Source organism: Mesorhizobium sp. M7A.F.Ca.CA.004.04.2.1, assembly GCF_004022825.1.
Lineage (GTDB): Bacteria > Pseudomonadota > Alphaproteobacteria > Rhizobiales > Rhizobiaceae > Mesorhizobium.
In genome coordinates, this window is the sequence record NZ_RZPH01000101.1 from 1 (window position 1) to 10,144 (window position 10,144).

The following is a 10,144-nucleotide window of genomic DNA, read 5'->3' on the forward strand; positions in this document are numbered from 1 at the left end:
CCATAGAGCCGCGCGCTGGTGTGAAGGATGCCGTCGTCGGATGTCTTGTCGGCGCCGATGATCATCTGAGTCGACTGGCCGCCCGGCGCAAAGCGTTCGCGCTTTCTGGTCTTCAAAGTCGGCTCGGCCTTCTCCTCCATCTTCTGGCGCAGCCTGGCCATGGAAAGCCGGATTGTCTCCGGCTTCTTCTCGGGCGCCAACCGCTTCACACCCTCGTCGGTCGGCAGTTCGACATTGATCGATAGCCGGTCGGCATAAAGCCCTGCCTTCTCGACCAGTTCCGCCGAACTTTCCGGGATCGTCTTCAGATGAATGTAGCCGGAGAACTTCTCCTCCACGCGCAGTCGGCGTGCCACCTCGACCATCTCGCCCATGGTCTCGTCCGGCGAGCGGACGACGCCCGAGGACAGGAACAGGCCTTCGATATAGTTGCGCCGGTAGAAGTCCATGGTCAGCTTCACCACCTCGTCGACGGTGAAACGGGCGCGCCGCACATTGGACGACGAGCGGTTGATGCAATAGCTGCAATCGTAGATGCAGAAATTGGTCAGCAGGACCTTGAGAAGGGAAATGCAGCGGCCATCCGGCGCATAGGAATGGCAGATGCCCATGCCCTCGGTGGAGCCGATGCCGCCTGATTTCAGCGAGTCCTTTTTCGCTGCACCGGAAGAGGCGCAAGAGGCATCGTATTTGGCGGCGTCGGAGAGGATCGCCAGCTTTTCACGGACGGTAAGTGCGCTCATCTGTTCATGATATGTTCTAAACAGGAGATCCGCTACCTCATTTGATGGAGGCGGCGAAAAAGTGATCGCCGCCCATCATGAATCCATCAAACCTCGTGCAGATAGAGGTGGTAATCCAACTCGCTGACCGTGCGTGCCACCCGCAGATATTCGGACTGTTTGATCGCCACGAAGGTCCGGTGCAGGTCCTCGCCGAGCGCGTTCTTCAGGAAGCTGGACGTCCGCGCCGCTTCGATCGCGGCGCGCCAGTCGACAGGCATGGTCGTGCGCGTGACCGCTGCCTCATAGCCGTTGCCGGTCGTTTCGGGTCCCGGATCGAGACCTTCGTCCATGCCCTTGATGATTCCGGCGAGCACGGTTGCGGCGATCAGGTAGGGATTGGCGTCGACGCCGGACGGCCGGTGTTCGATGCGCCGGTTCTTGGCGTCGCCGGCCGGCACGCGCAGCGCCACCGAGCGGTTGTTGACGCCCCAGGTCGGCGCCACCGGCGCATAGGATTGCGAGACGAAACGCCGCCAGGAATTGGCATGCGGTGCAAACACCAGCATCGATTCCGCCATGGTCTGGATCAGGCCGCCGAGCCCCTGCAGCAGCGGCAGCGACCAGCTCTCGCCCCCAGCTTCGGCAAAGACGTTTCGGCCGGCCTTGTCCTGCAGCGAAACATGGAAATGCATGCCCGAGCCGGCATATTTCTCGATCGGCTTGGCCATGAAACAGGCGGTGACGCCGTGGCGGCGCGCCTGCGCCCGCACAAGCCGCTTCAGCATGACCAGATCGTCGGCCGCCCGCATCACATCCTTGCGGTAGTTCAGCGTCAATTCGTACTGGCCGGGCGCATATTCGGAAATCACCGTCTCGGCCGGAATGCCTTGCGCCTTGGCCGCGGCATAGATGTCGGAGAACAGCGGCTCCATGCCGTGCAGATGGTCGACCGAATACACTTCGGTCTTGCCCGAGACGCGGCCATCGAGCACCGCGCGCGCCGGCTGCACCTTGCCGTCGGCGTCGCGCTCATTGGCCAGCAGGAAGAATTCGAGCTCGAAGGCGCCGGCCGGATAGAGACCTTTGGCCGCCAGGATCTCCACCTGCCGAGCCAGCGCCAGGCGCGGATCCGACGACATCGGTCGGCCGTCGAGCATGTACATCGCCATCAGCAACTGGCCGCGGGGCGGGCTCGTACCGTAGAGCGGCACCAGCGTGCCGGGGATCGGCCATGCCCTGAGGTCGCCATCACCGGTCGTCCAGATCAGTCCGGTCTCGTGCACATCCTCGCCGGTGATGTCGAGGCCGAGGATCGAGATCGGCATATGGCGGCCGCCCTCGAAGATGCTCTTCAGTTCATGCCGGCGCACGATCTTGCCACGGCCGACGCCATTGGCATCGGTCAGCACGATATCGAAGGCCTCGATCTCGGGATGGGCGCCGAGAAAGGCGTGCGCCTCGGCAGGTGTCGAGCCCGAAGGTGAGGTTATCATGGCGTTGGGGTGGTCCATCGCCGCTTGTCTCATGCCGCAAGCTTCGCCGCAACCGCGCCGAAGGCGGTGATCAGCCGGTTGACCTGGGCAGCCGAGGTCGCCGGCGAGATCAGCATCATGTTGTGGAAGGGTGCGATCAGCACGCCGCGATTGACCAGCGCGACATGGATGGCGGCCTCCAGTTCCGGTGCATGCGCCATTTCCGCCTCGGCGCCATTGCGTAGCGGACCGGGCGCACAGATGAACTCGACACGAGCGCCGACGCGGGAAACATGCCAGGGCAGGCGATAGCGATCGATCACGCCGGTCAGCCCGGCATCGAGCCGCCGCGCCAGATGATCCATGCGGTCGTAGTTTTCCTGCGTCATCACCTCTTCGAGCGTGGCGCGCATCGCCGCGAACTGCAGCGGGTTGGCCGAGAGTGTCGTGCCCATGCCGGAATAGCCCGGCTCCTTGGTCCTGTTGTAATCCGCGTAGCGTGAGGCAACGTCGTCGCTCATGCCCCAGACACTGGCCGGCACGCCGCCGGCGATCGGCTTGCCCAGCACGAAGAAGTCCGGGTCGAGACCATATTTCCTCGTGTAGCCGCCGGGGCCGGTCGAGATCGTGTGCGTCTCGTCGATCAGAAGCAGCGTGCCGGTTTGGCGTGTCAGTTTGCGCAGGGCGTCATGGTAGCCCGGATCGGCCAGCACCATGCAGGAATTGGTCAGCACCGGCTCGGCGATGACGCAGGCGACGTCCTTATCCCTAAGCGCGGCTTCGAGTGCTGAAACATCGTTGAACTCGATGACCTTGGCCGTGCGGGTCAAGTCGCGGAACTCGCCCGCCAATCCCGGCCGGTTGACGGGCTTGCCGTCGATCAGCCGCACCATCGTTTCGTCGACCGAGCCATGATAGCAGCCGTTGAAGACCAGGATTTTTTCGCGGCCGGTGACGGCACGGGCAACACGCAATGCAAAGCGGTTGGCGTCGGTCGCCGTCGTCGCGATCTGCCAGAACGGCAGGCCGAAGCGCTGCTGCAGCAGCGGCCCAATGGCCAGCGCATCTTCCGAAGGCAGCATATAGGTCAGGCCGCGTCCGGCCTGGCGGCGGACGGCGCGAGCCACCGGCGGCGGCGAATGGCCAAACATCGAGCCGGTGTCTCCAAGGCAGAAATCGTCGAGCTTGTTTCCGTCGATATCCGTGATCGTAGCGCCCCTGGCGTTGCCGACCAGGATCGGGAACGGCGTCGGCCAATCGTTCATCCAGTGCATCGGGACGCCGCCGAAGAAGCCGGGCAGGCCGTTGCCGATCTTGGCTTGCGATTTTGGCCGCGCCTTGCGGAAGGCTGCCCCCTCGGCTTCGCGCAAATCGGCAATGCGGTCGCGGCCGATGCCGCCGATGGACGTGTTGGACGTGTCGCTGTGCATGAAAACCCCTCTGGTCGATCCCTCTTAGCCAATCCGTGTCCGCATCCGCAATTGGCCGCGCATCTGCCCTGCGTTGGCTCAGCCTTTGGCGGCGGCGCTTGACCGTGCTGCCGAAGTCAGCGCCAATATGAGCGGGAATTGAGGTGGAGGGGTAAAATGCGAACGATCATGTGTGTGGCAATGCTTCTGTCGTCGGCTGGCGCTGCCTTCGCGTCGGGTGGCATCTGGTGCTCCACCGAGGACACGGCGGCGACATTCGAGGTCGAGGCAGGCGTCACCAGAGGCATGGGCGGGCCGACCTTCAACTTTCGCGGCAACCTCGAAATTCTGAGCCGGCCTGCCGGCGACAGCCTGCGCAAGACGGTGTTCGAGGATTCCAACCTGACGCAGTACTGGCTCGACGGCAAGGAATTGCGGCTGAACATCTATCGCGAGCACGAGGTCGCGCAAAAGATCAATTCGGTCGAACTGACGATCCTGACCAAGACCAGCGACGAAGGCGTCTACGACGGGAGCTATACGCTCGCCGTCTACGACGCCGCGGCGGATACGGACCAGGACGGCAAACCGGTTGAAATCAGCGGCAAGGTGTCGTGCGGAGCGGAGTGAGCGGGGTCAGGCCGTGATATCGATGACGCCGCAATCGCCGGCGGCACTGCCGAAGGCGACCCGGCGTTCTTCCTTGTCCCACATCATCGAGGTGATGGCGCCCTTGCCCGGCCGTCGCAACAGCACTTCCTTGGCGTCGGCAAAACGCACCGCCATCACCATGCCGTCATCATAGCCGACGGCAACGACATCCTGGCTCGGGTGGCAGGCGACAGCCGTCACCATGGCGTTGCCGCGCGTGCCGAGCTCCAGCGGTGCCTTGCCCATGGGACCATCCTTGCCTGAAAACGGCCAGACGATCGCCGCCGGCGCGCCGGAACTCGCCAGCCACTTGCCCTTCACACTCCACGACAGGCTTTTGACCTTGCCGGGATAGCCGGTCATGCGCATGTGCTTGCCGTCGGCGAGCTTCCAGCCGTGCAATGCGTTTTCTTGCATGGTGGTGACGAGGAAGGCGCCATCGGGAGAGAAGGTGATGCCGGTGTGGGCGCCGGCCCATTCAAGCTCCACCGGCTTGCCCTCGGCGGCCGGGAAATGCAGCGTCGCGCCATTGTAGCGGGCGACACCGAAGCGCATGCCCTTGGGCGAGAAGGCCAGCCCCTCGACCGAACGCGGATGGACGAATTCCCTCGTCTTGCCGTCGGCGAATCGCACGAAGGCGGTCTTGCCTGAGGCATAGGCGATGGCGCCTTGAGGCCCGGCGGCAACGCTGGTGATCCACTTCTTGGCCGCGCTTGCCAATTCCGTGACCTCGCCGCCCGCTTTCACGGAAAACACCTTGCCGTCCTCGCCGCCGGTGATCAGCCGGTCATTGGCCGCATCATGGAAGGCGGCAAGCACCCCGTCATTGGCCTGAATTGTCTTGTGGCCATGGTCGAGCCGATGGACGGCGCCGTCGGCCATCGCGAAATGCGGCACGTCGCCGAGGAAGACGGCAGCGATGCAGTGGCCTTCGAGATCAAGCGGGGCGACTGTTGGCATGGGAGATTATTCCATTCGAGATTTATGCTGGTCGTCTAACCTCGCTGGTCGCCAGCGCGGCTGGGTGCGGCCGGCCTTCTCCCCTTGTGGGAGAAGGTGGATCGGCGCGCAGCGCCGAGACGGTTGAGGGGTGGGTGACGGATCTCCGTCAGCGCCAAGCTGGAACACCCCTCATCCGACCGAGCTTCGCCCGGCCACCTTCTCCCACAAGGGGAGAAGGAAGGAGGGGCAGCGCTAGCGCTATAAAGTCTGGAAATCAAGCCGCCTGGCAGGCGTCAAAACTCTTCTTCAGCCGCTCGGCGTCGAGTTCCCTGCCGATGAACACCAGCCGGCTCTCATGCTTCTCGCCGTCCTTCCAGGCGCGCTGGTGGTCGCCCTCGATGATCATGTGCACGCCCTGGATGACATAGCGCTCATCATCGCCCTTGAGCGCGATGATGCCCTTCAGCCGCAGGATGTTGGGGCCTTCCATCTGGGTGATCTTCTCGATCCATGGGAAGAATTTCTTCGGATCCATCTCGCCGCCGCGCAGCGATACCGATTGCACCGTCACGTCATGGATGTCTGAAGCATGAGCGTGATGGTGGTGCCCGTCATGATCATGGTGGTGATGATCGTGGCCATCATGATCGTGGTCGTGATCATGATGATCGTCATGCGCCTCAAGGAAATGCGGGTCGTTTTCCAGCGCCCTCGACAGGTCGAAAGCGCCGCGATCGAGCACCTCGGTCAGGGCGACGCCGGCTCGGGTCGTGCGGTGGATCTTCGCCGCCGGATTAATGGCGCGGATCGTCGCCTCGACCTTGGCGAGCTCTTCTGATGTGACGAGGTCGGTCTTGTTGAGCACGACGACGTCGGCGAAGGCGATCTGGTCCTCGGCTTCCCTGGAATCCTTGAGCCGCAGCGGCAGGTGCTTGGCGTCGACCAGCGCCACCACCGCGTCGAGCCTGGTCTTGGAGCGCACGTCGTCATCCATGAAGAAGGTCTGCGCCACCGGCACCGGATCGGCGAGCCCGGTGGTCTCGACGACGATGGCATCGAAGCGGCCGGGTCGGCGCATCAGGCCCTCGACGACACGGATCAGGTCGCCGCGCACCGTGCAGCAGACGCAGCCATTGTTCATCTCGTAGATTTCCTCGTCGGATTCCACGATCAGGTCGTTGTCGATGCCGATTTCGCCGAACTCGTTGACGATGACGGCGTAGCGCCTGCCGTGGTTTTCCGACAGGATACGGTTGAGCAGCGTCGTCTTGCCGGCACCGAGATAGCCGGTGAGAACGGTTACGGGGATCTGCGTCTGTGCGTCGCTCATGGCTTGCCTCGAATTATCTGGGCCTCGGAAATTCGGCCTGAGAAAAGGGAATGTCGGCTCCATATAGGATGTGCGCCGGGCTTTTGCACGGGGCAAACCGATGGGCCAAACCGGCTTGCTGCATTGCCGAATCGTTGGCGAAAGCCGTTGTGATCGCCTAGATCAGGGCGACAGAGGCCAATTCGAGAGGCAAGATATGTCCGGCAAGCCATCCTCGTTCTCAATGAGCCGGCGCCAGGCGCTCGGTTTGATCGCGGTCACCGCCGGCGGTGGTGCCTTCCTGCCCGCCGCCGCGATAGCAGACCAGACTTCACCCTATGCCGGACTGGCCATGTTCGAAAACGGCGCCGGTGTCTGCACCATCACGCCCGAGGCGACCGAGGGACCGTTCTATTTCGATCCGAAGCTAGAACGCGCCGATGTCACCGAAGGCAAGAAGGGCATTGCCCTTAATGTCCGGCTGCAGGTTGTCGACGCGGGCTGCCGCCCGCTTGCCGGCGCTCGTGTCGACATCTGGCATTGCGACGCGCAAGGCGCCTATTCCGGCTATCCCGGACAGGGTGATGGCCGCGATCTCGACACCTCGGGCCAGACCTTCCTGCGTGGTTGGCAAAGGACCGACGCGAGTGGCATCGTTTCCTTCGCCACGATCTATCCCGGCTGGTATCGCGGCCGCACCACCCACATCCATTTCAAGGTCTTTCCCGACGACAGTTCGGTGATGACCGGACAGTTGTTCTTCCCGGACAGCCTCAGCGAGCAGATTTTCACCGCTGTCGCGCCCTACAACGACCGGTCGGGCGAGCGCGACACCTCGAATGCCGCGGACGGCATAGCCAGGCGGGCCGGACCGCAATCGCAGGCTGCGCTGCGCGAGCTGGAGGATGCCTATCAGGCGCTGATGATCATCGCGGTGAAGTCCGGCTGAGCGGCGGTCACTCCATCACTTTGCTCGCGGCGAAAATTCCGGCTGGGAATTCGTTTGTCATCTAACTGAAATAAACATCTGGCATTAGCCACGGCGGACACCACAATGCTTGCCGGCAAAGCTGTTTGAAGCTCCGGAATCTTTTTCATCGTCGATTGCCAACCGGCCGGCTGCCTCTATGCTGCCCGCACCGGTACGGCCGAAGAGGGATGACCATGGCCAAGGCGGATAAGACTGCGACAATGAGCCGGCTGCATTCGGCGGCAAGGCTGGCAAGAACGGCGCTGGCGGCCCGGCTTCTGGCGCACGGCTTCTATGCCGGCCAGGATCAGATCATGCTGGCGCTCGACCGTGAGGACGGCCAGACGCCGGGCAATCTTGCCGGACGCCTCGGCGTGCGCCCGCCTACCATCACCAAGACAATCAACCGGCTGCAAGCCCAGGGTTTTCTGGAAAAACGCGCCTCCTCGGCCGACGCCCGTCAGGCGCATATTTTCCTCACCGATACCGGCCGCGATATCATCCACGCTATCGAGAAATCGGTGAAGAAGACCGAAAAGCAGGCGCTGAAGGGCCTCGACAAGAAGGACCAGAAGTCGCTGTTCAAACTGCTTGCCCGCATCGAGGCCAACCTCTCGAACGAGGAACTGGTGCTCATCGACGACGACGCCGAATCGGACGACTGACCGGTGGATTGTTGCGGCAGGCGATCAAGCCGCCGCGGCAGAGCCCTGGATCAGCGACGACCAGCGTCCCGGTGTCATGCCGAACGCCTTCTTGAATTGCCTTGTGAAATGGCTCTGGTCGCTGAAGCCGGCTTCGACCGCGATCTGTGCCAACGGTTCGCCGGCGGCGATCATCCGCCGCGCCCGCTGAAGCCGGCGCATCACCAGGAAGCGATGTGGACTGGTGGAGAAAGCGGCACGGAAATGCCGTGACAAGGCATAGCGATCAAGCCCGGTTACAGCTTCCAGTTCGCCGGAACGCACCGGCCGGTTCAGGTTTTCCGTGAGATAGTCGCGCGCCAGCGCAGCCGCCCGCCACGCCGTCCTGGTCATCGGCTTCGCCGACTGGCCGCCATGCCGTGTCAGGCTTTGCATCAGTTGCGCCAGGAAGTCGTCGACGAACAGCTCGTCGAGTTCCTGCTCCAGCGGCCCCAGCGCCGAAAGCAACGTTGCGCAAAAGGCGGCGTCCGTCACCACGCCATCCCTGACAAAAGGCAGCGAAGCGCCGCCGAGGCAGTCGAGCATCAGCGACGGCTCCAGATAGAGCATCCGGTAGCGCAATCCGTCCTCGGTGCCGGCACCGCCGTCGTGCAACTCGTCGGGATGCAGCACGATGATCTGGCCGGGCAGGCTGTGGCGCGCAGCGCCGAGATAGCGAAACGTCTGCACCCCGTGCAGCGTCACCCCGATCGAGTAGGTGTCGTGGCGATGCAGGTCGAACGCGCTGCCATGGAAACGCGCCTCAATACGCTCCATGCCGGCGGGGTCGGAGGCCGAGATGATGCAGTTTTCCGCTGCATCGACGCACAAACGTCCAAGACCCCTGAAGGCCTGGCTGTCTAGATCGTGCGACATCGTCTCCTTCAGCCTCGCATTGGGGCACAAACCGAATGGCCAGTGTCTCATGTTCGATACGAAATTTGCAATCGTGCTCCGGGAGGATCTGCCGGTCTGGCAGAAACTCAACGTCACCGCCTTCCTGACCAGCGGCATCGTCGCGCAGTTTCCGGATATCATCGGTGAACCCTATCGCGACCGCGCCGGCAATCTCTACAACCCGCTGTCGATCCAGCCGGTCATCGTTTTGTCCGCCGACCAGACGACGCTGGGCACGATCCACCGGCGCACGCTGGAGCGCGGCGTGACCACCCCGCTCTATGTCGAGGAAATGTTTTCGACCGGCTTTGACGCGGCTAATCGCGCCGTCTTCGCCGAATTCGCGCCTGAAGACGCCAAGGTGGTCGGGATCGCGCTTCGCGCCGACAAGAAGCTGGTCGACAAGATCACCAAGGGCGCCCGCATGCACGCCTAGCCAGGGCACTACCTGCCGGCGGCTCTTGTTGTGCCAGCAGGCTTTCATGTCGCGGCAGTCGACAATTGGCTTGCCGGGAGCCGGCAATTCCCGCAAAGGTGGGCTCCAGCCCAGCTTCCCACCCGGCCTGCAAGTGAGTGCTCCCCAAAGACATGTAGAAAGCGCGACGCCCCCGGTGGCGATCGTGTGCATGCTTTCCACCTATGTCTTCTTCACCTTCCTCGACACATCAAGCAAATACCTCGTCCTTGCAGGCGTTTCCGTGCTGGTCGTTGCCTGGGTGCGCTTTGCCGTGCATGTCGTGCTGGTCGGCGCGCTGCTGCGCGGCTGGCGCCAACCGGTGCGGTTTCGTCCGGTCAATCTGCCGGCGCATATCCTGCGCGGGGCGTTCCTGTTCGGATCGACCATATTCAATGTCCTGGCGCTCAAATCCCTGCAACTGGCCGAGACCACCTCGATCTATTTCTTCGGGCCGATGGTGATCACGGCACTGGCCGGTCCGCTGCTTGGCGAGTGGGCCGGCTGGCGGCGCTGGCTGGCCATCCTGGCGGCCTTTGCCGGCGTCCTCATCATCACCCGGCCGGGCGTCGGCGTTTTCGGCATCGGACATCTCTTCGCGCTCGGCTCGATGCTGTCGAACTGCTTCTACG

The 10,144-nt window shown here is 63.2% G+C and carries 12 protein-coding genes; 5 read left to right on the forward strand and 7 right to left on the reverse strand.

Annotated features, from left to right (window positions below; genetic code table 11):
• The 3 genes from EN893_RS07160 to EN893_RS07170 all read right to left on the reverse strand — a co-directional run.
• Positions 1-743, reverse strand: a 743-nt coding sequence (locus tag EN893_RS07160) for a putative DNA modification/repair radical SAM protein (RefSeq protein WP_128361459.1), incomplete at its 3' end; no start/stop codon positions are given.
• 86 nt (positions 744-829) lie between these two features.
• Positions 830-2,236 carry a glutamine synthetase family protein gene (locus EN893_RS07165; protein WP_127266512.1) on the reverse strand — a complete coding sequence of 469 codons (1,407 nt, stop codon included), beginning with the start codon at positions 2,234-2,236 and terminating at the stop codon, positions 830-832.
• Between the two features lie 11 nt (positions 2,237-2,247).
• Complete coding sequence (locus tag EN893_RS07170; RefSeq protein WP_127266497.1) at positions 2,248-3,627, reverse strand: aspartate aminotransferase family protein; 1,380 nt, start codon at positions 3,625-3,627, stop codon at positions 2,248-2,250.
• A gap of 156 nt (positions 3,628-3,783) precedes the next feature.
• Here EN893_RS07170 and EN893_RS07175 point away from each other — a divergent pair, with 156 nt between their 5' ends.
• A complete protein-coding gene (locus EN893_RS07175) occupies positions 3,784-4,236 on the forward strand; it encodes a hypothetical protein (protein ID WP_127266498.1) in 453 nt (150 codons plus the stop codon).
• 6 nt (positions 4,237-4,242) lie between these two features.
• On the opposite strand, the gene EN893_RS07180 is transcribed toward EN893_RS07175, so the two are convergent.
• Positions 4,243-5,217, reverse strand: a complete 975-nt coding sequence (locus EN893_RS07180; protein WP_127266499.1) for a WD40 repeat domain-containing protein — start codon at positions 5,215-5,217, stop codon at positions 4,243-4,245.
• Positions 5,218-5,473: 256 nt separating this feature from the next.
• Positions 5,474-6,529 (reverse strand): GTP-binding protein, encoded by a 1,056-nt coding sequence (locus EN893_RS07185; protein ID WP_127266500.1) that lies wholly within the window; start codon positions 6,527-6,529, stop codon positions 5,474-5,476.
• 196 nt (positions 6,530-6,725) lie between these two features.
• Here EN893_RS07185 and EN893_RS07190 point away from each other — a divergent pair, with 196 nt between their 5' ends.
• Positions 6,726-7,457: an intradiol ring-cleavage dioxygenase gene (locus tag EN893_RS07190; protein WP_127266501.1), complete on the forward strand. Its 732-nt coding sequence runs from the start codon at positions 6,726-6,728 to the stop codon at positions 7,455-7,457.
• On the opposite strand, the gene EN893_RS07195 is transcribed toward EN893_RS07190, so the two are convergent.
• Complete coding sequence (locus EN893_RS07195) at positions 7,421-7,606, reverse strand: hypothetical protein (protein WP_127266502.1); 186 nt, start codon at positions 7,604-7,606, stop codon at positions 7,421-7,423. The two genes, EN893_RS07190 and EN893_RS07195, sit on opposite strands and share 37 nt — an antisense overlap.
• A 66-nt stretch (positions 7,607-7,672) precedes the next feature.
• Here EN893_RS07195 and EN893_RS07200 point away from each other — a divergent pair, with 66 nt between their 5' ends.
• Entirely contained in the window at positions 7,673-8,143 is a 471-nt protein-coding gene (locus tag EN893_RS07200; RefSeq protein WP_127266503.1) for a MarR family winged helix-turn-helix transcriptional regulator, read from the forward strand.
• A 24-nt stretch (positions 8,144-8,167) separates the two neighbouring features.
• Here EN893_RS07200 and EN893_RS07205 read toward each other — a convergent pair whose 3' ends face one another.
• Positions 8,168-9,037, reverse strand: a complete 870-nt coding sequence (locus EN893_RS07205) for an AraC family transcriptional regulator (protein WP_127266504.1) — start codon at positions 9,035-9,037, stop codon at positions 8,168-8,170.
• A 49-nt stretch (positions 9,038-9,086) separates the two neighbouring features.
• Here EN893_RS07205 and EN893_RS07210 point away from each other — a divergent pair, with 49 nt between their 5' ends.
• Together EN893_RS07210 and EN893_RS07215 are read left to right on the forward strand one after the other, a co-directional pair.
• Entirely contained in the window at positions 9,087-9,494 is a 408-nt protein-coding gene (locus EN893_RS07210) for a DUF2000 family protein (RefSeq protein ID WP_127266505.1), read from the forward strand.
• Positions 9,495-9,684: 190 nt separating this feature from the next.
• The coding region (locus EN893_RS07215) for a DMT family transporter (protein WP_164900747.1) at positions 9,685-10,144 on the forward strand (460 nt) is incomplete at its 3' end.

Bases quoted from the DNA above. Each gene is read 5' to 3' on its own strand.
- EN893_RS07165 (WP_127266512.1), bottom strand. From the start codon at position 2,236: ATGGACCACCCCAACGCCATGATAACCTCACCTTCGGGCTCGACACCT.
- EN893_RS07170 (WP_127266497.1), bottom strand. From the start codon at position 3,627: ATGCACAGCGACACGTCCAACACGTCCATCGGCGGCATCGGCCGCGAC.
- EN893_RS07175 (WP_127266498.1), top strand. From the start codon at position 3,784: ATGCGAACGATCATGTGTGTGGCAATGCTTCTGTCGTCGGCTGGCGCT.
- EN893_RS07180 (WP_127266499.1), bottom strand. From the start codon at position 5,217: ATGCCAACAGTCGCCCCGCTTGATCTCGAAGGCCACTGCATCGCTGCC.
- EN893_RS07185 (WP_127266500.1), bottom strand. From the start codon at position 6,529: ATGAGCGACGCACAGACGCAGATCCCCGTAACCGTTCTCACCGGCTAT.
- EN893_RS07190 (WP_127266501.1), top strand. From the start codon at position 6,726: ATGTCCGGCAAGCCATCCTCGTTCTCAATGAGCCGGCGCCAGGCGCTC.
- EN893_RS07195 (WP_127266502.1), bottom strand. From the start codon at position 7,606: ATGAAAAAGATTCCGGAGCTTCAAACAGCTTTGCCGGCAAGCATTGTG.
- EN893_RS07200 (WP_127266503.1), top strand. From the start codon at position 7,673: ATGGCCAAGGCGGATAAGACTGCGACAATGAGCCGGCTGCATTCGGCG.
- EN893_RS07205 (WP_127266504.1), bottom strand. From the start codon at position 9,037: ATGTCGCACGATCTAGACAGCCAGGCCTTCAGGGGTCTTGGACGTTTG.
- EN893_RS07210 (WP_127266505.1), top strand. From the start codon at position 9,087: ATGTTCGATACGAAATTTGCAATCGTGCTCCGGGAGGATCTGCCGGTC.